At 71.8% G+C, this 24,820-nt stretch carries 25 protein-coding genes, 1 tRNA gene and 1 pseudogene; 24 read left to right on the forward strand and 3 right to left on the reverse strand.

Going from position 1 to position 24,820, the window contains the following annotated elements:
- The first annotated feature begins 64 nt into the window (after nt 1–64).
- Nucleotides 65–1,246 carry a M23 family metallopeptidase gene (locus GCG21_RS17165; protein ID WP_152817644.1) on the forward strand — a complete coding sequence of 394 codons (1,182 nt, stop codon included), beginning with the start codon at nt 65–67 and terminating at the stop codon, nt 1,244–1,246.
- 242 nt (nt 1,247–1,488) lie between these two features.
- Here GCG21_RS17165 and GCG21_RS02530 read toward each other — a convergent pair whose 3' ends face one another.
- Together GCG21_RS02530 and GCG21_RS02535 are read right to left on the reverse strand one after the other, a co-directional pair.
- Nucleotides 1,489–2,412: an aldose 1-epimerase family protein gene (locus GCG21_RS02530; RefSeq protein ID WP_152817645.1), complete on the reverse strand. Its 924-nt coding sequence runs from the start codon at nt 2,410–2,412 to the stop codon at nt 1,489–1,491.
- Nucleotides 2,413–2,501: 89 nt separating this feature from the next.
- A tRNA-Arg gene (locus tag GCG21_RS02535) sits at nt 2,502–2,574 on the reverse strand.
- 230 nt (nt 2,575–2,804) lie between these two features.
- Here GCG21_RS02535 and lysA point away from each other — a divergent pair.
- The 22 genes from lysA to GCG21_RS02645 all read left to right on the forward strand — a co-directional run bounded on the left by lysA (nt 2,805) and on the right by GCG21_RS02645 (nt 23,957).
- Nucleotides 2,805–4,094: a diaminopimelate decarboxylase gene (gene lysA / locus GCG21_RS02540; protein WP_370517220.1), complete on the forward strand. Its 1,290-nt coding sequence runs from the start codon at nt 2,805–2,807 to the stop codon at nt 4,092–4,094.
- A 90-nt stretch (nt 4,095–4,184) separates the two neighbouring features.
- A complete protein-coding gene (locus GCG21_RS02545) occupies nt 4,185–5,474 on the forward strand; it encodes a homoserine dehydrogenase (protein ID WP_152817646.1) in 1,290 nt (429 codons plus the stop codon).
- The gene (thrC, locus tag GCG21_RS02550) at nt 5,474–6,532 is read left to right on the forward strand and encodes a threonine synthase (RefSeq protein WP_152817647.1); all 1,059 of its coding nucleotides are present in this window, start codon (nt 5,474–5,476) and stop codon (nt 6,530–6,532) included. Before GCG21_RS02545 ends, thrC begins: the two co-directional genes overlap by 1 nt.
- Nucleotides 6,532–7,425, forward strand: coding sequence for a homoserine kinase (gene thrB / locus GCG21_RS02555; protein ID WP_152817648.1), 894 nt, complete (start codon nt 6,532–6,534; stop codon nt 7,423–7,425). The genes thrC and thrB overlap by 1 nt, the downstream gene beginning before the upstream one ends.
- 230 nt (nt 7,426–7,655) lie before the next feature.
- Nucleotides 7,656–9,773, forward strand: a complete 2,118-nt coding sequence (gene rho / locus GCG21_RS02560; RefSeq protein ID WP_152817649.1) for a transcription termination factor Rho — start codon at nt 7,656–7,658, stop codon at nt 9,771–9,773.
- A complete protein-coding gene (gene prfA, locus GCG21_RS02565; RefSeq protein ID WP_152817650.1) occupies nt 9,773–10,876 on the forward strand; it encodes a peptide chain release factor 1 in 1,104 nt (367 codons plus the stop codon). Before rho ends, prfA begins: the two co-directional genes overlap by 1 nt.
- Nucleotides 10,873–11,778 carry a peptide chain release factor N(5)-glutamine methyltransferase gene (gene prmC / locus GCG21_RS02570; RefSeq protein ID WP_370517221.1) on the forward strand — a complete coding sequence of 302 codons (906 nt, stop codon included), beginning with the start codon at nt 10,873–10,875 and terminating at the stop codon, nt 11,776–11,778. The genes prfA and prmC overlap by 4 nt, the downstream gene beginning before the upstream one ends.
- A gap of 2 nt (nt 11,779–11,780) precedes the next feature.
- Nucleotides 11,781–12,548, forward strand: coding sequence for an L-threonylcarbamoyladenylate synthase (locus GCG21_RS02575; protein WP_370517222.1), 768 nt, complete (start codon nt 11,781–11,783; stop codon nt 12,546–12,548).
- Nucleotides 12,545–13,690: an MraY family glycosyltransferase gene (locus GCG21_RS02580; RefSeq protein ID WP_153877570.1), complete on the forward strand. Its 1,146-nt coding sequence runs from the start codon at nt 12,545–12,547 to the stop codon at nt 13,688–13,690. The genes GCG21_RS02575 and GCG21_RS02580 overlap by 4 nt, the downstream gene beginning before the upstream one ends.
- Nucleotides 13,691–13,700: 10 nt before the next feature.
- Entirely contained in the window at nt 13,701–14,285 is a 585-nt protein-coding gene (locus GCG21_RS02585) for a hypothetical protein (RefSeq protein ID WP_152817652.1), read from the forward strand.
- A gap of 152 nt (nt 14,286–14,437) precedes the next feature.
- A complete protein-coding gene (atpB, locus tag GCG21_RS02590; protein WP_152817653.1) occupies nt 14,438–15,232 on the forward strand; it encodes a F0F1 ATP synthase subunit A in 795 nt (264 codons plus the stop codon).
- A 61-nt stretch (nt 15,233–15,293) separates the two neighbouring features.
- Complete coding sequence (gene atpE, locus GCG21_RS02595; protein ID WP_152817654.1) at nt 15,294–15,497, forward strand: ATP synthase F0 subunit C; 204 nt, start codon at nt 15,294–15,296, stop codon at nt 15,495–15,497.
- Nucleotides 15,498–15,563: 66 nt separating this feature from the next.
- Nucleotides 15,564–16,133, forward strand: a complete 570-nt coding sequence (locus GCG21_RS02600; protein WP_152817655.1) for a F0F1 ATP synthase subunit B — start codon at nt 15,564–15,566, stop codon at nt 16,131–16,133.
- On the forward strand, nt 16,133–16,948 hold the full coding sequence (locus tag GCG21_RS02605) for a F0F1 ATP synthase subunit delta (protein WP_152817656.1): 816 nt from the start codon (nt 16,133–16,135) through the stop codon (nt 16,946–16,948). Before GCG21_RS02600 ends, GCG21_RS02605 begins: the two co-directional genes overlap by 1 nt.
- Nucleotides 16,949–17,018: 70 nt before the next feature.
- Entirely contained in the window at nt 17,019–18,656 is a 1,638-nt protein-coding gene (gene atpA, locus GCG21_RS02610; protein WP_152817657.1) for a F0F1 ATP synthase subunit alpha, read from the forward strand.
- Between the two features lie 2 nt (nt 18,657–18,658).
- On the forward strand, nt 18,659–19,552 hold the full coding sequence (locus tag GCG21_RS02615) for a F0F1 ATP synthase subunit gamma (protein WP_152817658.1): 894 nt from the start codon (nt 18,659–18,661) through the stop codon (nt 19,550–19,552).
- Nucleotides 19,553–19,572: 20 nt separating this feature from the next.
- Nucleotides 19,573–21,051: a F0F1 ATP synthase subunit beta gene (atpD, locus tag GCG21_RS02620; RefSeq protein WP_152817659.1), complete on the forward strand. Its 1,479-nt coding sequence runs from the start codon at nt 19,573–19,575 to the stop codon at nt 21,049–21,051.
- 39 nt (nt 21,052–21,090) lie between these two features.
- The gene (locus GCG21_RS02625) at nt 21,091–21,363 is read left to right on the forward strand and encodes a F0F1 ATP synthase subunit epsilon (protein WP_153877572.1); all 273 of its coding nucleotides are present in this window, start codon (nt 21,091–21,093) and stop codon (nt 21,361–21,363) included.
- Nucleotides 21,364–21,783, forward strand: coding sequence for a DUF2550 family protein (locus GCG21_RS02630; RefSeq protein ID WP_152817660.1), 420 nt, complete (start codon nt 21,364–21,366; stop codon nt 21,781–21,783).
- A gap of 7 nt (nt 21,784–21,790) precedes the next feature.
- Nucleotides 21,791–22,483, forward strand: a complete 693-nt coding sequence (gene nucS / locus GCG21_RS02635) for an endonuclease NucS (protein ID WP_153877575.1) — start codon at nt 21,791–21,793, stop codon at nt 22,481–22,483.
- A 27-nt stretch (nt 22,484–22,510) separates the two neighbouring features.
- Nucleotides 22,511–23,689, forward strand: coding sequence for an N-acetylglucosamine-6-phosphate deacetylase (locus tag GCG21_RS02640; protein WP_370517223.1), 1,179 nt, complete (start codon nt 22,511–22,513; stop codon nt 23,687–23,689).
- Complete coding sequence (locus GCG21_RS02645; RefSeq protein ID WP_152817661.1) at nt 23,670–23,957, forward strand: hypothetical protein; 288 nt, start codon at nt 23,670–23,672, stop codon at nt 23,955–23,957. Before GCG21_RS02640 ends, GCG21_RS02645 begins: the two co-directional genes overlap by 20 nt.
- Before the next feature lie 123 nt (nt 23,958–24,080).
- Here GCG21_RS02645 and GCG21_RS16545 read toward each other — a convergent pair whose 3' ends face one another.
- On the reverse strand, nt 24,081–24,320 hold the full coding sequence (locus GCG21_RS16545; RefSeq protein WP_370460188.1) for a YrhK family protein: 240 nt from the start codon (nt 24,318–24,320) through the stop codon (nt 24,081–24,083).
- A 181-nt stretch (nt 24,321–24,501) separates the two neighbouring features.
- Here GCG21_RS16545 and GCG21_RS02655 point away from each other — a divergent pair.
- A pseudogene (locus tag GCG21_RS02655) lies at nt 24,502–24,820 on the forward strand (IS1380 family transposase); the annotation flags it as partial.

The following is a 24,820-nucleotide window of genomic DNA, read 5'->3' on the forward strand; positions in this document are numbered from 1 at the left end:
TGAACGTTGTCCAGCCCGTGATCGATCGTGACGTACCGGAGGCCGTGTGAATCCTCAGCGTGATGTGCCCGCTGAGGCTGTCCCGACCCGTCGTTCCATCCGCGAGGCGGAGCGGCGCGCCGAGCGCGAAGCCACCCGCGCCGAGGCGGTGGACCCGACCGGTTCTCACGGCTCTGACGGCTCTGATGGTTCTCAGAGCTCTGAAGACTCGGGGGGCGCGGCCGAGCGGCGAGCCTCGGCGGCGCTGTCGATGAGCAGCGTGCGCGGCGTCGTCCCGGAGAGCGTCCCCGAGCAGACGGATCCGATGGGCACCCGCCAGATCGCCGCGGCGATCACGGCCGTGGCCCCGGACTCCTCGGACGCCGTGGAGCCCGCGCCGACGCGATCCGCTCGTGCACTCCGCCGCGGCGGCCGAGCCGGTCACGATGCCCGAGCCGGCCACGGCGCCCGAGGCGTTCGGGTCAAGCACACGTGGGCGCCCCGGGTGGTGCTCCTGGGCGGCCTGGCCGCCGCGACGACCGTCGTGCCGCTCGTCGGGGGAGTGCCGGGCGACTCGAGCGCCAGCGCGACCGCGCTCGCGGGGGTCAGCGGACTCGACGTGCTCGCGGCCGGCAGTTCCTACGGCACCGACGCGGTGGACACGAACAACCTCTCGGCCGACCCGCTCGCCTCGGTGCGCGCCGTCGTCTCCGCGAGCCGCAGCCAGGAACGCACTCCCACGTGCGGCAACCTCGCCGCCGAGGCGAACGGTTCCGCGGCCGCCGAGGTCGCGAGTGCCCCGATCGGCGTCATCATGCCGCTCCCGCAGGGCTCCTACCGCACCACCTCGACCTACGGCTACCGCTCCATGTGGGGCCGGAACTCGATGCACACCGGCGTCGACTTCGCCGCCCCGGCCGGCACCCCCATTCACGTCGTCGCCGACGGCGTCGTCGAGTACGTCGGCCCTGGCAAGCAGGGCCGCTCGGGCACGCTCGTCATCGTGCGCCACGAGATCGACGGCGAGTCCGTGTGGTCCTGGTACATCCACATGTACCCGAACGACGTGTACGTGAGCCAGGGCCAGGAGCTCCGCGTCGGCGACGTCATCGGTGGCGTCGGCTCCTACGGGAACTCGACCGGCCCGCACCTGCACCTCGAGATCCACACCGACCGTGAGCTCACGACCGTCGATCCGGTGCCCTGGCTCGCCTCGCACGATGCGGCCCCGCTGACGGGCGCCAACCTGGAGTGCTTCGGCCGGTAGCGCCCGGGCGGGCCGACGCTCACGTTCCGGTCGAGCCGGTGCCGGCGCGCCTGCGCGCCGTCGCGGGGGCGGTCGATGTGCCCGTGAACGCCGGCTTCGAGGGCGGCCACGCGATCGAGGCCTCCGCCCCTCTGCCTGGGCCGGAGGCCTCCGGGCGGCCGAGGAGAGCGCCGCGACCGGTCCGTTCGGCCGGTTCGACGGCCTGCCGGACGTCGACGCCCTCCTGGCGCGGTGAGCCGCGGTCAGTCCCGGGTGAGCCTCGCTCCCCAGCGCACCGTGTGGGTCTCGCCGGGGGCCAGGGTGAGGAGATGGTCGCCGCTGCGGAAGGCGTTCGCGGGGCAGGTCATCGGTTCGACCGCGAGCCCGGGCCGCCGACCGTCCGCGCCGGGGCCGGCGGAGCACAGCTGCCACAGCGCGAACGGCGACTCCATCCACACCTCGGCGGTGGCGCCGTCGTCCCCGCGCAGGCGCACCCAGGAGCGCCCGTCCGCGTCGAACGTGGGGGAGCCGAACGCGTCGTCGAAGGTCGTCGCGCCCACCGGACGGGGGCTGCGGAAATCGAAGTGGTCGGGCAGCGGGTCGATCCCGGTGGGCAGCAGCCGTTCGTCGGTCGGGTACCAGGTGGTCGCGTCGGCGCTCAGCACCGCCGTGTCGAGCCCGCCCGGCCCGGGGGAGAGCCAGGGGTGGAAGCCGTTGCCGTAGGGGGCGTCCTCGGCCCCGATGTTCGTGGCCCGCAGGGTCACCTCGAGGCCCTCGGCGGTGAGCAGGTACTCGATGTTCAGCTCGAGCGTGAACGGGTAGGCGGGCGTGGCCGTCAGGGTGGCCGAGAGCCGGACGCAGGCGTCGTGGATGAGCACCCCGGACCAGTGCTGCCACTGCATCAGCCCGTGCAGTGCGGTCATCCGGTCGACCTCGTTGATCGGCGCCCGGTGGTCGCCGCCACGCCAGGTGTAGCGGCCGTCCTCGAGCCGATTGGGCCAGGGCACGAGCACGGCGCCCGAGCTCGCCGGCGGGAACTCGTCGATCCCGAACGGCGTGACGACGTCGCGCGCCCCCACCCGGAAGGTGCGCAGGTGGGCGCCGAACGAGACGATGTCGGCGACCATCTCGCCGTGGGTCAGGGTGAAGTTCTGGCCGAGCCGGCCCGGCGTCGAGGTATCGGTCACGGGCTCCACCCTAGCGAGCCCGCGCGACTGCGTGCGATCACCGGCCGCCGTCGGGCGACGTCGGTCAGTGTCGGGCACCGCATCGGCGGTGCCCCCGGCGGGACTCGAACCCACGACCTTCTGCTCCGGAGGCAGACGCTCTATCCACTGAGCTACAGGGGCGATCTCGATGCACCCGCGCGGCGCTTCCCCTGGGGGCCGCCGGTGGTGTGCACCGTCGGGAAGCTTAGCAGCACGGCGACGCCGATCTCGAATCGGCGGGCGGGCGGTGACGTGGCCTAGCATGAGCCGGTAGTTCTCCATTCCCCCGAAGGGACGACGCCATCGCCACCGCCGAATCCAGCCAGATCCCGCCCGCGCCGCTCGGTGCGCCGTGGCCCGCGGGAGCCGCGGTGCGCGCCGGCGTGCTCGAACTGGCCGGGTATTCAGTGACCGATCTCACGGAGACGTTCGCGACGCCCTCCTTCCTTCTCGATGTGGCCGATCTGCGGGCACGCGCGGCCCGGTTCCGGGACGCGTTCGCGGCCGCGTTCGGCCGGCCGGTCGCGGTCTACTACGCGAGCAAGGCGTTCAGCTCCACGGCCGTGCTGCGCTGGGTCCACGCCGAGGGGCTGCGGGTCGACTGCGCCACCGGCGGGGAACTGGCCACGGCGCTCGCGGCCGGGATCCCCGGGGAGGACATCGGGCTGCACGGCAACAACAAGTCCGCGGGCGAGATCGCCACGGCGATCGGCGCCGGCGTCGGGCGGATCGTCATCGACTCGCTCCCCGAGATCGAGCTCGTGGCCCGCGTGGCCGCGGACCTGCGCGCGAGCGACGTGCCGGTCATGGTGCGGGTGACCACCGGTATCCATGCCGGCGGACACGAGTTCATCGCCACCGCCCACGAGGACCAGAAGTTCGGGCTCTCGCTCGCGACCGGCGCCGCCCGGGCCGCCCTCGACGCGATCGCCGCCTCGCCCGGCCTGCGGCTCGTCGGGCTCCACTCCCACATCGGTTCGCAGATCATGGGCTCCGGCGGGTTCGCCGAGGCCGCCCGCGCCGTGCTCGGCCTTCGCGCCGAGGCGGAGGCCGCCGGCATCGAGGTGCCGGAGATCGACCTCGGCGGCGGCTACGGCATCGCCTACCTTCCCGGGGAGGCGGACCTCGACCCGGCCGTCGTCGCGGCCGACCTGGCCGGTGCCGTCCGCGCGGAGTGCGCGGCGCTCGGGGCGAGTGTGCCCGAGATCTCGATCGAGCCCGGCCGGTCGATCGTGGGTCCCGCGATGGTCACCGTGTACACGGTGGGCACGGTCAAGCCCGTCACGACCGAGGACGGCTCGCAGCGGCTCTACGTCTCCGTCGACGGCGGCATGAGCGACAACATCCGCACCATCCTCTACGACGCCTCCTACACCGCGATGCTCGCGAATCGCGTGGGCGGCGCCGAGACGGTGCGCGCCCGCGTCGTCGGAAAGCACTGCGAGAGCGGCGACATCGTGGTCGAGGAGGTGCAGCTCCCCGCCGACATCCGCGCCGGGGACCTCCTCGCCGTTCCCGCGACCGGCGCATACGGCCGGAGCCTCGCCTCGAACTACAACCTCGTGCCCCGGCCCGGCGTGGTCGCGCTCGGTGACGGCGAGCCGCGCGAGATCGTGCGCCGGGAGACCGTCGCCGACCTGCTCGCCCTCGATCTGGGCTGAGCCGGCCGGCCCGCTGAGACGCCGGTGCGGCGCCTCCGGGGATGCCCGTATCCTTGGGCGAGCCATCGCCCCATCGTCGCTGAGGAGATCATGACCGCACAGCCCTCCCCATTGCGCTGCGTCGTGCTCGGTTGCGGAGTCGTCGGCACGGAGGTCGTGCGGCGCCTGCTGACCGACCGTGACGACCTGGCCGCCCGCGCCGGCACCGCGATCGAGCTCACGGGTATCGGCGTGCGCAATCCCGATGCGATGCGTGATCCCGTCGTTCCGGTCGAACTCCTCAGCTCCGACCTCGAGGCGCTCGTGGACTCCGCCGACCTCGTGGTCGAGCTCATGGGCGGCATCGACCCGGCCCGTGCCCTCATCCAGCGCGCGTTCGAGGCCGGGGCGAGCGTCGTCACGGCGAATAAGGCGCTGCTGGCCAGCCACGGTCCCGCGCTGCACGAGGCCGCCGACGCCGCCCACGCGAGCCTGCTCTACGAGGCGGCCGTCGCCGGCGCCGTGCCCGTCGTGCGCGGGATCCGCGAATCCCTCGTCGGCGACCGGATCCAGCGCGTCATCGGCATCGTCAACGGCACCACGAACTACATCCTCGATCAGATGACCACGACCGGCCTCGACTTCCAGACCGCCCTCACCCGCGCCCAGGAACTGGGATACGCCGAGGCCGATCCGAGCGCCGACGTCGACGGCCTCGACGCCGGCGCGAAGGCCGCGATCCTCGCCTCGCTCGCGTTCCACACCCGCGTGAGCGCCGAGGACGTGCCCACCGAGGGCATCCGCTCGGTCACGGCCGCCGACATCAACGCCGCCGCCGCCACCGGCGATGTGATCAAGCTCCTCGCGATCGCGGAGATGGTCGACGACGGCATCGCCGTGCGGGTCCATCCCGCCCTCGTGCCACTCGACCACCCCCTCGCCGGCGTGCGCGGGGCGTACAACGCCGTCTTCATCGAGGCCGAATCCTCCGGCACCCTCATGTTCTACGGGCAGGGGGCGGGCGGGGCGCCGACGTCGGCCGCGGTGCTCGGAGACATCGTCGACGCCGCCCGGTCGGCCGTCGGGGGCGGGCGCGCACCGGCCGAGTCGAACTACCTGGGGGCGCGGATCGTCGAGCCGGGCCTCGTGCCGACCCGCTACCTCATCCGGCTCGAGGTGGTCGACCGTCCGGGCGTTCTCGCCGAGATCGCCACCGTCGTCTCGGAGCACGACGTCTCGATCGAGACGGTGCGGCAGACCTCGATCGCCCAGGACCGCTCCGAACTGGCCATCGTCACCCACCAGGCGGAGCAGGCTCTCCTGGACGCGACGATGGCGACCTTCGCTACGTTGGAACCAGTGACGCGGATCATCTCGATCCTGCGCGTGGAAGGACACTGATGGCCACTCTCTGGCGCGGACTCATCGCCGAATACTCCGATCGGCTCCCGATCACGGACGCCGACACCGTCGTGTCGCTGGGGGAGGGCGGCACACCGCTGGTCTCGGCCCCGCACCTGTCGGAGCGCACGGGGGCGACCGTGTACCTCAAGGTCGACGGCGCCAATCCCACCGGGTCCTTCAAGGACCGGGGCATGACCATGGCGATGAGCAAGGTGGCCGGCACGGACACCGAGCTCGTCGTGTGCGCCTCGACGGGGAACACCTCGGCGTCGGCCGCCGCCTACGCCACCCGCGCGGGCCTCGGCTGCGCCGTGATCCTGCCGGCGGGCAAGATCGCCGCCGGCAAGCTCGCCCAGGCGATCGTGCACGGGGCCCGGCTCATCGCCGTCGACGGGAACTTCGACGACTGCCTGCGGATCGTGCGCGAGCTCGCCGACGCCTACCCCGTGGCACTGGTCAACTCGGTCAACCCCTACCGGCTGCAGGGCCAGAAGACCGCGGCGTTCGAGATCGTCGACGCGCTCGGTGACGCCCCGGATCTGCACGTGCTGCCCGTGGGCAACGCCGGCAACATCTCCGCCTACTGGATGGGCTACCGCGAATACCACGCCGACGGCGTCTCCTCGAAGCTGCCGGCGATGTGGGGCGTGCAGGCCGAGGGGGCGGCTCCGCTCGTCAAGGGGGCCCCGGTCGAGTTCCCGGAGACGGTCGCGACCGCGATCCGCATCGGCAACCCGGCCTCCTGGTCGCTCGCCGTGGCCGCGCGGGACGAGTCCGGGGGGCGTATCGACGCCGTCACGGATGCCGAGATCCTCTCCGCGCAGGCGTTCATCGCCGCCGAGGTCGGCGTGTTCGTCGAGCCCGCCTCGGCGGCGAGCGTGGCCGGGCTGCTGCAGCGGGCGGAACGCGGGGAGGTCCCCGCGGGTGCCACGATCGTGTGCACGGTCACCGGCAACGGTCTCAAGGACACGGCGACGGCGCTCGGCGGCCGCGACCTGGAGCCGCAGGTCATCGGCGCCACCACGGCGGACGCCGTCCGCGCGCTCGAACTCTGATGCGGCTCACCGGCGATCGCGCCCGGGTGCGGGTGCCCGCCACGAGCGCGAACCTCGGGCCGGGCTTCGACTCCTTCGGCCTCGCGCTCGACCTGTGGGACGACGTGCGGGTGCGGGCGGTGACCGGCGCGAGCAGCGCGTCGGTCACGGGGGAGGGGGCGGGCGTCGTCCCCACCGACGGCGACCACCTGGTGCTGCGCGCGCTGCGCGCGGCGCTCGACTACGTCGATGCGCCCCAGGCCGGTCTCGTGCTCGAGTGTCACAATCGCATCCCGCACGGCCGCGGCCTCGGTTCGAGCGCGGCTGCCACGATCGCCGGTCTCGTGCTCGCACGCGGCCTCATCAGCGACCCGGAGGCGTTGGACGACGCGGCCCTGCTCACGCTCGCGACGGAGTTCGAGGGTCATGCCGACAACGCGGCACCGGCCCTGCACGGGGGCGCCACCATCGCGTTCGTCGAGGACGGCGTCGCTCGGGCCGCACGGATCGAGGGCGCGGCCTCGTTGCGCCCGGTCGTGCTCGTGCCGTCGCGCCGACTGGCCACCCGGCGTGCCCGCGGAGCGCTCCCGGATCAGGTGCCGCACGCCGATGCCGCGTTCACGGCGGCCCGGGCGGGCCTGCTCGCGCTCGCCCTCGGCGGCCGGCACGACCTGCTGTTCACGGCGACGCAGGACCGGCTCCACCAGCACTATCGCCGGGACGTCATGCCCGCCACCCTCGCGCTGCTCGAGCGGCTCCGGGCCGCGGGGTCGGCCGCAGTGGTCTCCGGGGCCGGACCGAGCATCGTCGTGCTCGACGGGTTCACCGCCGAGGCGCGCTCGATGGTGGACCCGGACTGGCAGGTGCACCCGATCGCCGTCGCCTCGAGCGGGGCGGTGACGGGCTCCGAGTGAGCCCGCGCCCCGTCCGTCGGGCCGCGGATACGGACCTCGGGGGAGGGCGCCGGATCCCGCTCGGCTGCGCTAGTGTTGTGCCCGTCGCCCTCCGGTCACCGTCGGAGCGAGTGCGCGTGCGCACCCACCCGGGCGACGATCCAGCCCGGAATGGTTTCTTACCCTCGGGCCTCCCATGACAATCGAGCCATTCTTCCTTTCGGAGCCGGCTCGGATCGAGAAGGACTCTCGTGACTGAATCCAAGGACCAGGCATCCACCGCTGCGTTGTCGGCAATGAAGCTGGCGCAGCTGCAGGCGATCGCCGGGCAGCTCGGCCTCAAGGGCATCTCCCGGCTGCGTAAGGGCGAATTGATCGAGGCGATCCGGGCCGGCGCCGCGACCCAGCCGGCTCGAGCGACTCAGCCGGCTCAGCCGGCCCAAGCGGCCCAGCCGGCCCAAGCGGCCCAGTCGGCTCCGTCAGCTCAGTCGGCTCCCTCGGCCGGGGACGAGCCGAGCCGGCCGACCGGCGAGGACCGGCCCGCGTCGGCGGCCCGGACGTCCGGCCAGCGTGCCGCGGGGAGCTCGCGTCGGGCGGCGACGAGCCGCGGGCGCGGGCGCACCAAGCCGGTCGGCGGGGCCGGCCACGAGGCGCCGACGCTCGACGTGCTGGCAGAGATCGGCGGCGACCGCGCGGCCGAGTCCGCTCCCCGGCCGGCCGAGCAGCCGGATCGAGCACAGGCCGCCGAGCGGGCCGAGCCGGCCACGCGAACCCAGCCGGCCGAGCCGGCCGCTCGAACCAAGCCGGCCGAGCGGACCGAGCGGGCCGAGCGGACCGAGCAAACACAGTCGCGTCCGCAGGCCCAGCGATCCGCCGCCACCGGGGGCGAGGCCCCGTCGAGACGGGCCGGTGCCGGGCCCGGTGCCGGGGACGGCACCGGCAACGGCGGGCGCGCCCGTCAGCAGCAGGCCCGGCAGGCGACTCAGCAGCCGTCCCGCTCCGGCCGCGGACCGGAGGAGGCGCTCGCCTCCCTCGACGACATCATCCACTTCCCCGACCCGCAGGACCGCGAGGCGGATTCGCCGCGATCGGCCGGATCCGACGCGGACGCCGACGGCGATCGCGCCGGGCGCCGGCGGCGCGGTCGGGACCGCGGCCGCGATCGCAAGCGCCGCACGCCCGCGCGCGAGACCTCGGCCTACGAGGAGGATGACATCCACGAGGACGACGTGCTCGTGCCCGTGGCCGGCATCCTCGACGTGCTCGACAACTACGCCTTCGTGCGCACGACGGGCTACCAGCCCGGAACCTCCGACGTGTACGTCAACCTCGGCCAGGTGCGCAAGTCCGGCCTGCGTCGCGGCGACGCGATCACCGGTGCCGTGCGCCAGCCGCGGGAGGGCGAGAGCAACCACCGGCAGAAGTTCAATGCGCTCGTGCGGCTCGACTCGATCAACGGCATCGCCGTCGAGGAGACCACCGCGCGCCCGGAGTTCGCCGACCTCACCCCCGTGTACCCGCAGCGACGGCTGCCGCTCGGCAGCGGCGCGCTCGGGCCGCGCATCATCGATCTCGTGGCCCCGCTCGGACTGGGCCAGCGCGCGCTCATCCACGCCCCGACGGCCTCCGGACGCTCGACGCTGCTCGGGCAGCTCGCCGCCACGATCGCCGACGCCTCCCCGCAGGCCCATCTCATGATGGTGCTGCTCGACGAGCGACCCGAGGACGTGACGATCATGGAGCGGGCGGTCCGCGGCGAGGTCGTCGCCTCGACGTTCGACCGGCCCGCGACCGACCACACGACCGTCGCCGAGCTCGCCGTCGAGCGGGCCAAGCGGCTCGTGGAGATGGGGCAGGACGTCGTGCTCCTGCTCGACTCGCTCACCGCCCTGACCCGCGCCTACCACGCCGCGGCCCATTCGAGCCGGTCCGGCGCCGGCCTCGACACGAATGCGGCGCACCTGGCCAAGAAGTTCTTCGGGGCGGCCCGCACGGTGGAGAACGCCGGCTCGCTCACGATGATCGCCACCTTGACCACGGGCGGCACCGAACTCGACGACCAGATCGCCGAGGCGTTCACGGGCACCGCGACCGCCGAGATCACGCTCGACGCGGACCTCGTGGCGGCGGGGCGCCTCCCGGCGATCGACGTGCGCGCCTCGGCCACCCGACGCGAGGACGAGCTCTTCGACCTCGACGACCTCGCCCACCGGCAGGTGCTGCGGCGGATGCTCGCGGACCGTACGCCCGAGTCGGGTCTCGACTGGCTGGCCGAGTCGCTCGGCCAGGCCACGAACGAGGGCTTCCTCGGCTCGATCCGGGTCACCCCGGCGGAGAAGGCCGCGCTGCGCCGGTCGTTGTCCCGCTGATGGCCGCGGGTAACGAGTTCGTCGTCGTCGAGCCGATCCTCGCCGAACATGCCGACATCGAGGCGGCCCTGGCCGACCCGGCGGTGCATTCCGATCAGGCGCGGGCCCGCACGCTCGGGCGTCGGTATGCCGAACTCGGCCGGATCGTGCGGGCCTACCGCACGTGGGAGTCGGCGCACGCCGATGCGGCGGACGCCGCGGACCTCGCCCAGGACGATCCGGACTTCGCGGCCGAGCTGCCCGCGCTGCAGGCGGCGGAGGCCGCCGCCGCCGAGGACCTGCGCACCGTGCTCATCCCGCGCGACCCGGACGACTCCCGCGACGTGATCCTCCAGGTCAAGGCGGGCGAGGGCGGGGAGGAGTCCGCCCTGTTCGCCGGCGACCTCGTGCGGATGTACCTGCGGTACGCCGAACGCAGGGGCTGGTCCTCGCAGATCCTCGACGCCGCCGAGTCCGACCTCGGCGGCTACAAGGACGTGTCGATCGCGATCAAGGCCGGCTCGATCACCGATCCGAGCGAGGGGGTGTGGGCCCACCTGAAGTACGAGGGCGGCGTGCACCGGGTCCAACGGGTGCCCGTGACCGAGTCCCAGGGGCGGATCCACACCTCCGCGGCGGGCGTGCTCGTGCTGCCCGAGGTCGAGGAGGCCGGCGAGATCGACATCGAGGCGAACGACCTGCGCATCGACGTCTACCGCTCCTCCGGCCCCGGCGGTCAGAGCGTCAACACGACCGACTCGGCCGTGCGGATCACCCACGTGCCCACCGGGATCGTCGTCTCGATGCAGAACGAGAAGTCGCAGATCCAGAACCGCGAGGCCGCGATGCGGGTGCTGCGGGCCCGGCTGCACGCCGCGCGCCAGGAGGAGCTGGACGCCGAGGCCTCCGCGGCGCGACGCTCCCAGGTGCGCACCGTCGACCGCTCCGAGCGGATCCGCACGTACAACTTCCCGGAGAACCGCATCTCCGATCACCGCACCGGCTACAAGGCGTACAACCTCGACCACGCCCTCGACGGGGACCTCGACCCCGTCGTGACCTCGGCCATCGAGATGGACGAGGCAGAGCGACTCGCCCACGCGAGCGATGCGCTCGGGACGTGACGTCCGACCTGCCCGCGCTCGTGCGGGCCGCGGCCGCCGTGCTCGCGGACGCCGGGATCGCCTCCCCGCGCCCCGACGCCGAGACCCTCGCCGCCCACGTCCTGGGCGTCGACCGGCTCAACCTCATCCTCCCCCCACCGCTGCCGCCGGGGTTCGCGGGTGCCTACGCCGAGCTCGTCGATCGTCGGCGCCGCCGCGAGCCGCTCCAGCACCTGACCGGCCGGGTGACCTTCCGCTACCTCGACCTGCTCGTGCGCCCCGGGGTGTTCGTGCCCCGGCCCGAGACCGAGGTCGTGGCCCAGGTCGCCATCGACGCCGCCCGCGGGGTCGCCCGCCCGCTCGTGGTCGACCTGTGCACGGGCGCCGGCGGGCTCGCGCTCGCCGTCGCGACGGAGGTTCCCGCATCGCGCGTCTGGGCGATCGACCGGAGCCGGGAGGCGGTCCGATTGACGACGACGAACGCGGCCCGCGTCGGCGCCTCGCCGTCCGTCGTGGTCGGCGACGTGCGCGACCCCACGCTCCTGGGCGAGTTGACCGGCCGGGTGGACGTCGTCGTCTCCAATCCGCCGTACATCCCCCCGGACGCGGTGCCGGTGGATCCGGAGGTGCGCGACCACGACCCCGAACTCGCGCTCTACGGGGGAGGCCCGGACGGCCTCGCGGTGCCCGGCGCCGTCATCGCGGCCGCCGCGCGGCTGCTGCGGCCGGGGGGACTGCTCGTCATGGAACACGCCGACGTGCAGGGCCCCCGGACCCGTCGACTCGCCGCCGCCGGCGGCGCCTTCACCGGCGTGCACACCCGGCCCGACCTCACCGGGCGCGACCGGATGCTCGTGGTGACGCGGGCCGGAACCGGCTGCCGGGGTGAGCCGGGAGCCGCCGACGGCGTGGGAGACTACTGACCGTGAGCGAACTGCGTGACTGCACGGATCCCGCGACCTGGTGGCCGCATCTGGACGAGGCCACCCGCGCCCTGGCCGGCGGCGGCCTGGCCGTCATACCCACGGACACGGTCTACGGGATCGCGGCCGACGCCTTCACCCCCGCGGCGGTGAGCCGGCTGCTCGCGGCGAAGGGGCGGGGCCGGAACATGCCGCCGCCGGTGCTCATCGGCGACGTGCGCACGATGGACGGCCTGGCGACCGACGTTCCCGCCGCGGCCCGCGCGCTGGCCGAGAAGTTCTGGCCCGGCCCGCTCACCCTCATCCTCAGCGCCCAGCCCTCCCTCGTCTGGGACCTCGGGGAGACGGAGGGCACCGTCGCCCTGCGGGTACCCGATCACGAGTTCGCGCTCGCCCTGCTGCGGCGCACCGGCCCGCTGGCCGTCTCGAGCGCGAACAAGTCCGGTCGCGCCGCGGCGCGGACGGCCGCCGCCGCGCGGGCCCAGCTGGGCGGGTCCGTGCGGGTCTACCTCGACGGCGGACCCGTGAGCGGCGGGGTGCCCTCGACGATCGTCGACGCGAGCACCGGCGTGCTGCGGATCGTGCGCGAGGGGGCCCTGAGCGTCGCCGAGCTGGCCGCCGTCGCCCCGGAGCTCGCCGCCGGCGACCAGGACTCGGCCGCGGCGGGCGAGCCGGCGCCGCCGGAGCCCGAGGCGCCCGCCGTCCTGGCCGTGAGCGAGCCGCCGCCGGATCTGATCGGGGCGCCTGCCGAGCAGGACGAGCCTGCGTGAGGATCTACCTCCTGCTCATGGCGATCGCGGCCGCGGTGACCTACCTGGCCACCCCGCTCGCGCGCAGCCTCGCGCAGAAGGTGCATGCCGTGACCCCGGTGCGCTCCCGGGACGTCCACAGCGTGCCCACCCCGCGGCTCGGCGGGGTCGCCATGTTCGCGGGCCTCGTGGTCGCGATGGTCGTCGCCTCGACCATGCCGTTCCTGGAGACGGTCTTCGCCGACGGGCTGCCCTGGGCGATCCTCGGATGCGCCGGCCTCGTCTGCCTGCTCGGCGTCGCCGACGACATCTGGGACCTCGATTGGATCACGAAGCTCATCGGCCAGATGCTCGCCGCCGGGCTGCTCGCCTGGCAGGGGGTCCAGCTCATCACCTTTCCGATCTTCGGGCTGACGATCGGCTCCTCCCGGCTCTCGCTCATCGCCACGGTCGTCGTGGTCGTCGTCGTGATCAACGCCGTCAACTGGGTCGACGGACTCGACGGCCTGGCCGCCGGGCTCATGGCCATCGGGGGAGCGGCGTTCTTCATCTACAGCTACATGCTCACCCGCACGGACAACCCGACCGACTACTCCAACCTGGCCACGGTCGTCATCGCCTGCCTCGTGGGCGTGTGCCTCGGCTTCCTGCCCCACAACTTCCACCCGGCCTCCCTGTTCATGGGGGACTCCGGGGCGATGTTCCTCGGCTTCACGGTCTCGGCCGCGGCCATCGTCGTGACCGGACAGATCGACCCGGCCGTGCTCACGACCACGACGGCGCTGCCCGCCTTCCTCCCGCTGCTGCTGCCCTTCGCCGTGCTGCTGCTGCCGCTGCTCGACATGGTCATCACCACGATGCGGCGGCTCGCGAAGGGGCATTCGCCGTTCCACGCGGACCGGACCCACCTGCATCACCGGCTGCTCGACTTCGGTCACTCCCACCGCAATGCCGTGCTCATCATGTACACGTGGGCGACCCTCATCGCGTTCAGCGCCGCCGCCCTCGCGATCTTCCCCGGCGTCTGGGTGGCGGTGGTCACGGGGATTGGACTCCTCCTCGCGATCGGGGTTACCGTCCGGCTGCCGAGGGCCGCACGCGCGCGGGCCCAGTCCCCCGCGACCGCGTCGCCCTCGAGCGACCCGGCCTCACCACGATCATGATCGGACAGCCATGAGCCCCAGCGCACCGAATGCGGACTCCTACGTCAACACCCCCGAGATCCTCGCGTTGATCAGACGGGTCTTCGTCGGCCTGATCATCCTCACCTGCGCCCTCGGGGCGGCCGGGCTCGTGGCCGGCGCGCTGATCGACGGGTGGCCCGGCGTGTGGGCCGCGCTCATCGCCGCCGCGCTCGGGCTGTTCTTCACCGGCACGACCGTCGGCGGCCTCTACCTCGTGGCCGGGCGCGGCATGCACCTGCTCATGGCGGTGCTGCTCGGCGGCTGGATGGTCAAGATGGTCATCCTCGGCGTCGTCGTGTTCTGGCTTCGCGGCCAGGAGTTCTACCATCGGGGGACCTTCGCGGCCACGATCCTCGCGATCGTCATCGGCGCGCTCATCGTCGAGATCGTGCTCGTCGCCCGCGCCCGGATCCCGTACGTGGGTGGAGCGCAACCGGCTCCCGCGGTGACCTCTGTCACAGCGAACCCGCGGCCGCCGGCGGCCGGGGACGGTCCGGCGCGGGTGCAGCCCCGCGATCGCGCCGATTCCGGGCCGTCGAGCCCGGCGGCGCGGACGGGTGACGAACCGGAGTGACTGCGGCCATAGTCGACCCTGGCCGGGGGAGGGCCCCGATCGGGTAACCTGGCCACGTACTTTTGCACGTATCGCAAGCGGTTCGCGCGACGCCGCCTCCCCCGGAGATGAACCACTGCCTGAGATCGCTGGAGAGCATTCTGTCTACTGGTATGAACGCCCTGCCGGTCCTCGCTGAGGGTGGCGGCCTGCACACCCCGGGCATCGACGAGTTCTTTCCCACCCCGCTGTGGGAGAGCGGAATCCTCACCTTCGACCGGATCATGCTCGTCCGCCTGGTCGTGGCCGGTCTCCTCATCCTGCTGCTGTGGCTCGGGACCCGCAAGGCCACGCTCGTTCCGAGCCGGGGCCAGGCCGCCGTCGAGTTCGGCCTCGACTTCGTGCGCGTGCAGATCGCCGAGCAGGTCCTCGGGAAGCGCCGCGGGCGCCCGTACGTGCCCATGCTCACGGCGATGTTCTTCCTCATCCTCGCGATGAACATCGCGGGTATCGTGCCCGGGCTCAACACGGCCGGGACCGCGCGGATGGGGCTGCCGCTGCTGCTCGCCGTCGTCGTGCTCGTCGTCTACCTCGTCGCGGGCGTGCGCAAGCAGGGCCTCGGGCGCTACCTCAAGTCGCAGCTGTTCCCGCCGGGGATCCCGGCGGTCGCCTACGTCCTCATCACCCCGATCGAGGCCCTCCAGGTCTTCGTGATCCGGCCCGCGACGCTCGCGATCCGGTTGCTCGCGAATATGATGGCCGGGCACCTGATGCTCGTGCTCACCTACGCCGCGACCCAGTTCCTGCTCCTCGAATCGGCCGGTCTCATGAAGATCGCCAGCCCGCTCGCGTTCGCGGGCGCGCTGTTCATCACGCTCTTCGAGATCTTCGTCGCGCTGCTGCAGGCGTACATCTTCACCCTGCTCGCGGCGATCTACCTCAACTTCGCCCTCGAAGAATCGCACTGATCCGCTTCACCCGCCTCACCCCACTCGACGCTCCGCCGGGGCGTCCTACGGAAGGAAGTTCATGGAAGGCAATATCGCAACCATTGGTTACGGCCTCGCGACGATCGGTCCGGGCATCGGCCTGGGCATCGTGTTCGGCCAGACCCAGATCGCCACGGCGCGTCAGCCCGAGGTCGCCGGTCGGCTCTTCACCAACATGATGATCGGTGCCGCGCTGATCGAGGTGCTGGGTCTGCTCGGTCTCGTCGCCGGCCTCATCTTCTGATCGGGTGCGGCTAGTCCCCGACTGCGACGCATGCCAGTTCAGCCCCATCGACATCAGGAGTAACCGATGAATCTCGCGGAGCCACTGCCCGTGGCCGAGATCAGTGGACTCGACGTCCTCATCCCCGCCGGCTTCGACCTGTTCTGGTCGGCCGTCGTCACCGTCGTGATCGGGTTCTTCTTCTTCAAGTACCTCATGCCGAAGATGACGGCCCTGCTCGACGAGCGGACCGCCAAGATCGAGGGCGGACTGGAACTCGCGCAGAAGGCCCAGGCCGAGGCCGCCGCGGCGCAGTCCGAGAAGGAGGCCGAACTCGTGGCCGCCCGTCGGGAGGCCGCGGGCATTCGGGACGAGGCCAACGCCGAGGGCAAGGTGATCCGGGGCGAGGCCCGCGACCAGGCCCAGGCGGAGGCCGCGCGCATCCTCGAGTCGGCCCAGCGCCAGATCGAGGCGGAGCGGGCATCCGCGGTCGTCTCGCTGCGCGAGGAGGTGGGGTCGCTCGCGAGCGAACTGGCCTCCCGGATCGTGGGCGAGGCGCTCGCCGAGGACGCACGCCAGTCCCGCGTGATCGATCGCTTCCTGGACGAGTTGGACGGAACCCTCACGGCCACCGAGTCGACCGCCAAGGAGTCCTGATGCGCGCGACCTCCTCGGCCAGCCTGGCCGCCGCCGCGGGCCGGTGGGAGCCGGTCGTCACGGGTGCGGGCCCGCAGGCCGCCGACTACGGCCGGCAGCTGTTCGCGGTCGTCGACGTGCTCGACTCCTCGGCGGGCCTGCGGCGTGCGCTGACCGAGCCCACGCGGGAGGGGGAGGCGAAGGCCCGACTCGTCACGGACGTGTTCGGCGCGACGGTCGCCGAACCGGTCGCCGACCTGATCGCGGGCCTCGCCCGCGACCGGTGGTCGGACGAACGGGACCTGACCGACGCCGTCGAGGAACTCGCGATCACCTCCCTGCTCGTGGCCGCCGACTCCCGTGACGGGATCGCCGACCTCGAGGAGGACGTCTTCCGGATCGTGCGGCTCCTGGCCGAGGAACGGGAGCTGCGGCTGAGCCTGTCGAACCGCGACCTTCCCGCCGAGCGCCGAGTCGACCTGGTGCGATCGGTCTTCGGCGAGCGGATCGGTTCGGAGGCGTTCGACCTGGTGAGCCGGGTCGTCGCAGCACCGCGGGGGCGCACCCTCACGGCGGGACTCATGCGCGTCGCCGAACACGCCGCCACCCGGCGCAACCGGCTCCTGGCCGTGGTCACGGCCGCGGTCCCGCTCTCCCGAGCACAGCAGGACCGGTTGGGCGCGATGCTCTCGAGCGCCTATGGTCGCACCATGCAGGTCAATGTCGCCGTGGACCCTGCCCTCGTGGGCGGTCTGCGGATCCAGGTGGGCGACGAGCTCGTGGACGCCACCGTGCTCACCCGCCTCGACGAGGCACGCCGGCGCTTGGCCGGCTGACCACAAGCTTTTTGGACTTCGCCCCGCTGGATACCACTCGAGCGGTGAAAAGGAAGAGGAATCCCCACTCATGGCTGAACTGACGATCAAGCCCGAGGAGATCCGGGCTGCGCTCGACAGCTTCGTGAGCTCCTATGAGCCGGCCACCAGCGCGCGCGAGGAGGTCGGCACGGTCACGATGGCCGCCGACGGAATCGCGCAGGTCGAGGGTCTGCCCGGTGTCATGGCGAACGAGCTGCTCCGTTTCGAGGACGGCACCCTGGGCCTGGCCCTGAACCTCGACGTCCGCGAGGTCGGCGTCGTCGTGCTCGGCGAGTTCGCCGGGATCGAGGAGGGACAGCAGGTGCGCCGGACCGGCGACGTGCTCTCCGTCGAGGTCGGCGAAGGATATCTGGGCCGGGTCGTCGACCCGCTCGGGAACCCGATCGACGGTCTCGGCGAGATCGCCACCGACGGCCGGCGGGCCCTGGAACTCCAGGCCCCCGGGGTCATGGACCGCAAGTCGGTGCACGAGCCGCTGCAGACCGGCCTCAAGGCGATCGACGCGATGATCCCGGTCGGTCGGGGTCAGCGTCAGCTCATCATCGGTGACCGCCAGACGGGCAAGACGCAGATCGCCCTCGACACGATCATCAACCAGAAGGCGAACTGGGCCTCGGGCGACCCGACGAAGCAGGTCCGCTGCATCTACGTCGCCGTCGGCCAGAAGGGCTCGACCATCGCCTCCGTGCGCGGCGCCCTCGAGGAGGCCGGCGCGCTCGAGTACACGACGATCGTCGCCGCCCCCGCCTCCGACCCGGCCGGCTTCAAGTACATCGCCCCCTACACCGGCTCGGCCATCGGCCAGCACTGGATGTACCAGGGCAAGCACGTGCTCATCGTGTTCGACGACCTGTCGAAGCAGGCGGAGGCCTACCGCGCCGTCTCCCTGCTGCTGCGCCGGCCGCCGGGCCGCGAGGCCTACCCGGGCGACGTGTTCTACCTGCACTCGCGGCTCCTCGAGCGCTGCGCGAAGCTCTCGGACGACCTCGGCGCCGGGTCGATGACCGGGCTGCCGATCATCGAGACGAAGGCGAACGACGTCTCGGCGTACATCCCGACGAACGTCATCTCGATCACCGACGGACAGATCTTCCTCCAGTCCGACCTCTTCAACGCGAACCAGCGACCGGCGGTCGACGTCGGCATCTCGGTGTCGCGGGTGGGCGGCGACGCCCAGGTCAAGGCGATGAAGTCGGTCTCGGGAACGCTCAAGCTCGAGCTCGCCCAGTACCGCTCGCTCGAGGCGTTCGCGATGTTCGCCTCGGACCTCGACCCCGCCTCCCGCGCCCAGCTCACGCGCGGCGCCCGGCTCATGGAGCTGCTCAAGCAGCCGCAGCTGTCGCCGTACGACGCCGAGGACCAGGTCATCTCGATCTGGGCGGGCACGAACGGGCACTTCGACCACGTTCCGCTGCCGGACGTGAGCCGATTCGAGGCCGAGCTCATCGACTACTTCCGTCGCAACACCGACGTCATCGACGTGCTCGCCTCGACCGGCAAGCTCGACGACGACACCCGCGCGAAGCTGGAGAGCGGCGTCGAGAAGTTCAAGAGCACCTTCCTGACGAGTGACGGCTCCGGCGTCTCAGGCGGCGACGCGCCCGCGGGTGACGGTGAGGACGTCGACATCGATCAGGAGCAGATCGTCAAGCAGAAGCGGGGCTGAGAATGGCTGGCTCCCAGCGGATCTACAAGCAGCGGATCCGATCGACCGAGACGCTCAAGAAGATGTTCCGCGCCATGGAACTCATCGCGGCCTCCCGGATCGGGAAGGCGCGCGCCCGCGCCGAGCAGGCCTACCCGTACGCACGGGCGATCACCCGCGCCGTCTCGGCGGTGGCCACGCACTCGGACGCCGAGCACGTGCTCACCACGGAGCGGCCCGACACGAACCGGGTCGCCGTGCTCGTCGTGACGGCCGACCGCGGGATGGCCGGGGCCTACTCGGCCACGATCCTGCGGGAGGCCGAGCGCCTGCGCGATCAGCTCCGCGACGAGGGCAAGGAGCCGGTGCTGTACGTCACCGGCCGGCGCGGCGTCAACTACTTCACGTTCCGCGGGGCCGAGGTGCACCAGTCCTGGACCGGCGACTCGGACAACCCGAGCGCCGACGTGGCGCGGGAGGTGGCCAAGACGCTCCTCAAGGCCTTCACGGCACCGGCGGACATGGGCGGCGTGGCCGAACTGCACGTGGTCTACACCCGGTTCCAGTCGATGGTCGCCCAGGAGCCCCGCGTCGTGCGGATGCTCCCGCTCGAGGTGGTCGAGGGCGTCACCCCCGCCGCGGAGAAGGCGCTCCCGCTCTACGACTTCGAGCCGAGCTCGGAGGGCGTGCTGGACGCGCTGCTGCCGCGCTACATCGAAAGCCGCATCTTCAACGCGATGCTCCAAGCCTCCGCCTCCGAACTGGCGGCGCGGCAGCGGGCAATGCACACGGCGACTGAGAACGCCGAGGACCTCATCCGTAAGTACACGCGTCTGGCTAACACGGCCAGGCAGGCAGAGATCACCCAGGAGATCAGCGAGATCGTCTCCGGGGCCGATGCCCTGGCCGCGAGCTGAAGACAGAAGGACGAAACCCCATGACTGCCACCGCCTCTGACACCCCGGCGCCCTCCTCGCCCGGCGCGGGCATCGGCCGCGTCGCCCGCGTGATCGGCCCCGTCGTCGACATCGAGTTCCCGCCGGACGCGATCCCCGACATCTACAACGCCCTCAAGACCACGATCGACCTGAGCGCTCAGAGCGAGGGCGAAGAGGCGTTCGAGATGACCCTCGAGGTCGCCCAGCACCTGGGCGACAACGTCGTGCGCGCCATCGCCCTCAAGCCGACCGACGGGCTCGTCCGCGGCGCCGAGGTGCGCGACTCCGGCGAGGCGATCTCGGTGCCCGTGGGCGACGTGACCAAGGGCAAGGTCTTCAACGTCATCGGCGAGGTGCTCAACCTCGCCGAGGGCGAGACCCTCGAGGTGTCCGAGCGCTGGCCGATCCACCGCAAGCCCCCGGCATTCGATCAGCTCGAGTCGAAGACCCAGATGTTCGAGACCGGCATCAAGGTCATCGACCTGCTCACCCCGTACGTCCAGGGTGGCAAGATCGGCCTCTTCGGCGGCGCCGGCGTGGGCAAGACCGTGCTCATCCAGGAGATGATCCAGCGCGTCGCCCAGAACCACGGCGGTGTGTCGGTGTTCGCCGGGGTCGGCGAGCGCACCCGTGAGGGCAACGACCTCATCGTCGAGATGGAGGAGGCGGGGGTCTTCGACAAGACCGCCCTGGTGTTCGGCCAGATGGACGAGCCGCCGGGCACGCGACTGCGCGTGGCCCTCTCGGCCCTGACCATGGCCGAGTACTTCCGCGATGTGCAGAACCAGGACGTGCTGCTGTTCATCGACAACATCTTCCGGTTCACCCAGGCCGGCTCCGAGGTGTCCACGCTGCTGGGCCGCATGCCCTCGGCGGTGGGCTACCAGCCGAACCTGGCCGACGAGATGGGTGTGCTGCAGGAGCGGATCACCTCGACCCGCGGCCACTCCATCACCTCGCTGCAGGCGATCTACGTGCCCGCCGACGACTACACCGACCCGGCGCCGGCGACGACGTTCGCGCACCTGGACGCGACCACGAACCTCTCCCGTGAGATCGCCTCGCGCGGCCTCTACCCGGCCGTGGACCCGCTGGCCTCGACCAGTCGCATCCTCGACCCCCGCTACGTCGGGGAGGACCACTACCGGGTCGCGACCGCGGTCAAGTCGATCCTGCAGAAGAACAAGGAACTGCAGGACATCATCGCCATCCTCGGCATCGACGAGCTCTCCGAGGAGGACAAGGTCACGGTCAACCGGGCCCGCCGGATCGAGCAGTTCCTCTCGCAGAACACGTACATGGCCGAGAAGTTCACGGGCGTGACCGGCTCGACCGTGCCGCTGACCGAGACGATCGAGGCCTTCGACAAGATCGCCCTCGGCGAGTACGACCACGTGGCGGAGCAGGCCTTCTTCAACATCGGTGGCCTCGAGGACCTCGAGCGCAACTGGGCCCGTATCCAGTCCGAGCTGCGCTGATCGCCCGGCCGAGACAGCAGACGAACGAGAGGGTGAACCGTGGCTTTGAGCGTTGAGGTGGTCGCCACCGACCGCACGGTGTGGGCCGGTGAGGCGAGTGCCATCACGGCCCCCGCCTCCGAGGGCTCGATCGGCATCCTGCCCGGACACCAGCCCGTGCTCGCGGTGCTGCGCCCGGGCACGGTGCTGGTCACGCCCACGGGCGGGGAGAAGGTCGAGCTCGAGGTCGGCGGCGGATTCGTCTCGGTCGACCACGACATCGTGACCATCGTCATCGACGCGACGGTCGAGTCCGGAACCGACGCCGATTAGATGATCCTGCGAGCCGGCTTGATCACCCTGGCGGGGATCGCTGTGGTCGGCTTCGCCCTGACCGGATTGTATTTCTGGCGCCTGCGCGCCATCGGCTCGCGGGTGGGATCGTTCGAATGCGCCCTCCTCCTGGGTGGCCGCTGGTTCGCCGGCATCGCGACCTACACACGAGACCACCTCGCCTGGCACGAGGTGGTCTCGTTGTCCATCCAGCCCCAGCGCACCTTCGACCGCCGCGAGCTGCTCATCCTGGCCCGGCGGGCGCGTCGCATCGAGGAGCGCACGAGCCAGGTGAGCGAGGCCCACTGCCGCTACCGGGGCGAGGAGTTCTACCTCGCCGCACCCGATGGGGCGATCGACGGCCTCGTCTCCTGGCTCGAGGCCAGCCCGCCCGATTCCCGAACCTCCCGCGTGATCTGAGAGAACCGTGCGCATCGTCGTTGCCGAATGCGCGGTCGACTACACCGGCCGCCTCACCGCCCACCTCCCGCGCGCGACGCGGGTGCTCATGCTCAAGTCCGACGGTTCGGTGCTCGTGCACTCCGACGGCGGCTCCTATAAGCCCCTCAACTGGATGAGCCCGCCCTGCTCGCTGGCCGTGGCCGAACCGGACCCCGAGCAGGCGGCGACGGGCGTGCGGCAGGTGTGGAACGTCGTCCAGACGAAGACCGACGACCGGCTCCAGGTGTGGATCTACGAGGTGCTCGCCGACGACCGGCACGAGCTCGGGATCGACCCCGGGCTCATCAAGGACGGCGTCGAGGCGCACCTGCAGAAGCTGCTCGCGGAGCAGGTCGACCTGCTCGGGGCGGGCCACGCGCTCGTGCGCCGGGAGTACCCGACCGCGATCGGCCCGGTCGACCTGCTCACCCGCACCGACGGCGGCCACGTCGCGGTGGAGATCAAGCGGCGCGGCGAGATCGACGGGGTCGAGCAGCTCACCCGCTACCTCGAGCTCCTCAACCGGGACCCGCTGCTCGCGCCGGTCACCGGGGTGTTCGCGGCGCAGGAGATCAAGCCGCAGGCCCGGGTGCTCGCCGAGGACCGGGGGATCCGGTGCCTCGTGCTGGATTACGATGCCATGAGGGGAATCGACGACGTCGAGTCCCGCCTGTTCTAGCAGTCCGAGTATTCGAGAGGAGCCCAGGTGGAGGCGCTACGCGGCCGGGTGGTCACCCCGGAGAACGTGATCGAGGACGGCGTCCTCGGCTTCTCGGGTGGCGTGATCACCCACGTGGGAACCTGGGCGGGTGCCCCCGAGCCGGTGCGCGCGGCCGCCCCCGCCGCGCCCCGGGCCGGGGAGCTGCTGCTGCCCGGGCTCGTCGACGTGCACAATCACGGCGGCGGCGGGGCGTCGATCCCCGACAGTTCCACCCCGGAGGAGATCGCGGTCGCCGTGGCCGAGCACCGCCGGCACGGCACGACCCGGATGATCGCCTCGCTCGTCACCGCCGGCGGCGACGCACTCGTGGAGAAGGTCGCGATGCTCGCCGACGTGGCGGAGGCCGGCGTCATCGCCGGCATCCACCTCGAGGGACCGTTCATCTCGGTCGCCCGCTGCGGGGCGCAGAACCCGGCGCACATCACCGGCGGCGACCCGGAGCTGACGGCGCGGGTGCTGCGCGCGGGGCGCGGGCACGTGCGCACGATGACCCTCGCCCCGGAGACGGAGAACCTGCTCGGGGCGGGAGGCGTCGTCGACACGCTCATCGCCGGCGGGGCGCTGCCCTCCTTCGGCCACACGGACGCGGATGCGCAGGTCATGCGCACGGCGTTGACCGAGACGGCCGCGATGCTCGCGGGCAGTGGGCGGCGCGCGACTGTGACCCACCTGTTCAACGGGATGCGCACGATCCACCACCGCGACCCCGGGCCGGTGCCGCCGGCGCTCGCCGCGGCGCGGGAGGGGGAGGTCGTCGTCGAGCTCGTCGCCGACGGCGCGCACCTGCACCCGGAACTCGTGACCGACGTGTTCACGCTGGCAGGCTCGGCGAATATCGCGCTCGTGACCGATGCGATGGCGGCCGCGGGGATGGCCGACGGGGCCTATCGGCTCGGGAGCCTCGACGTCGTGGTCTCCGGCGGCATCGCCAGGCTCGCGGAGGGCGGCTCGATCGCCGGCGGCACGGCGCACCTGCTCGACGTCGTGCGCACGAGCGTGCGCGGGGGAGTGGGGCTCGTGGACGCGGTCGGGGCGGCTTCGGTCGTTCCGGCCGGCGTGATCGATCCCGATCCGCGATTCGGGGCGCTGCGCGTGGGCAACGCCGCCGAGATCGTGCGCACGAGTGCCGACCTCGAGCTGCTCGATGTCGTCGCGCCGGCGTAGGAAGCGCCCCTACGACGAGCCGCATCCGGAGCTCGACGTGGACGCCGTGCTGCGGGGCGGGGCCCGGACCGAGTCGGCCCGGGACGGCACGTGGACCGTGCGCACGGTGACGTCCACCGAGAAGGTGTACACGTGCCCGGGCTGTCACCGGCCGATCCCACCGGGCGTGCGGCACGTGGTCGCCTTCCGGCAGGACCACCTGCTCGGCGAGGAGGCCGGGCTGGCCGACCGGCGGCACTGGCACCCGGGCTGCTGGCGCACGCGCTGAGCAGGCGCGGACGCGAGCGGCGGTCGCCCGGCGGCGTGGCGCGTACTGGTCGGTACCAGGCGGGTGCCCGGTGGGAGACCGGGTTCCCGTCGTCGACGACGGCCCCCTGCGGTCGGTGCCCGGTCAGAAGTCGTTACCGGCGGCCGCTGCGGAGCCTGCGTGTGGGTGGTAGCGCTGCAAGTGCACATGCCTGGTCAATCGGATGAGCGGCCGGATGAGCATCTCCACACTGCCGAGCACGAACAGCCAGGTTCCTGCGTAGACGGTGGAGTCGGAGAAGAACAGGAAGCTGCCGACGAGGAACCAGAGCGCGATCAGGATGTCGTTGGCGATGCTCAGGAACTCGTACCGCTGTCGGATCACCAGCTCCTGGGCGCCGAGGTGAATCACGTATGCATGCGGTGCCCTGTTCGAGTTCGGCTGAGCCTGGATCCACCGTGCTGGTTTGATTCTGGGTGGCGTGGGAGCATGAGAATGCCCTCCTGGCCTGGGATAATGCGTGTTGTCAACGCACGCAGTCCCAAAAAAGAAGGGCATCTCGTAGATGCAACTATCTCATGTCTCCTCGGTACGGTTCGACGATCCGAATCTGGTCGGCGTGGCGGGTCTTGTCCCGGTGATGGCGCTGGCCGAGCGTGCTGGGCTGTCGGCGCTGGTCGGTGAGCATCTGAGTCTGTCGGGTGCGGGCAGCGCGAACCCAGGGGCGAAGGTGTTGGCGCTGGTCGCGGGTATGACCGCCGGGGCCGACTCCATCGATGACATGGACCTGTTGCGCCACGGCGGGATGGGCAAACTGTTCCAGGATGCGCGTGCGCCCTCGACGCTGGGCACGTTCCTACGCGCGTTCACCTTCGGGCATGTCC

It is taken from the genome of Pseudactinotalea sp. HY160 (assembly GCF_009372055.1).
In the GTDB taxonomy this organism is placed as follows: Bacteria; Actinomycetota; Actinomycetes; order Actinomycetales; family Beutenbergiaceae; genus HY158.

Excerpts from the sequence above, each read along its gene's own strand:
- GCG21_RS02585 (WP_152817652.1), top strand. The coding sequence starts at position 13,701 with ATGAGCCCCAGCGCACCGAATGCGGACTCCTACGTCAACACCCCCGAG.
- atpD (WP_152817659.1), top strand. The coding sequence starts at position 19,573 with ATGACTGCCACCGCCTCTGACACCCCGGCGCCCTCCTCGCCCGGCGCG.
- thrC (WP_152817647.1), top strand. The coding sequence starts at position 5,474 with ATGGCCACTCTCTGGCGCGGACTCATCGCCGAATACTCCGATCGGCTC.
- GCG21_RS02600 (WP_152817655.1), top strand. The coding sequence starts at position 15,564 with ATGAATCTCGCGGAGCCACTGCCCGTGGCCGAGATCAGTGGACTCGAC.
- GCG21_RS02545 (WP_152817646.1), top strand. The coding sequence starts at position 4,185 with ATGACCGCACAGCCCTCCCCATTGCGCTGCGTCGTGCTCGGTTGCGGA.
- prfA (WP_152817650.1), top strand. The coding sequence starts at position 9,773 with ATGGCCGCGGGTAACGAGTTCGTCGTCGTCGAGCCGATCCTCGCCGAA.
- atpB (WP_152817653.1), top strand. The coding sequence starts at position 14,438 with ATGAACGCCCTGCCGGTCCTCGCTGAGGGTGGCGGCCTGCACACCCCG.
- GCG21_RS02615 (WP_152817658.1), top strand. The coding sequence starts at position 18,659 with ATGGCTGGCTCCCAGCGGATCTACAAGCAGCGGATCCGATCGACCGAG.
- GCG21_RS02630 (WP_152817660.1), top strand. The coding sequence starts at position 21,364 with ATGATCCTGCGAGCCGGCTTGATCACCCTGGCGGGGATCGCTGTGGTC.
- thrB (WP_152817648.1), top strand. The coding sequence starts at position 6,532 with ATGCGGCTCACCGGCGATCGCGCCCGGGTGCGGGTGCCCGCCACGAGC.
- GCG21_RS02605 (WP_152817656.1), top strand. The coding sequence starts at position 16,133 with ATGCGCGCGACCTCCTCGGCCAGCCTGGCCGCCGCCGCGGGCCGGTGG.
- GCG21_RS02645 (WP_152817661.1), top strand. The coding sequence starts at position 23,670 with ATGTCGTCGCGCCGGCGTAGGAAGCGCCCCTACGACGAGCCGCATCCG.
- atpE (WP_152817654.1), top strand. The coding sequence starts at position 15,294 with ATGGAAGGCAATATCGCAACCATTGGTTACGGCCTCGCGACGATCGGT.
- atpA (WP_152817657.1), top strand. The coding sequence starts at position 17,019 with ATGGCTGAACTGACGATCAAGCCCGAGGAGATCCGGGCTGCGCTCGAC.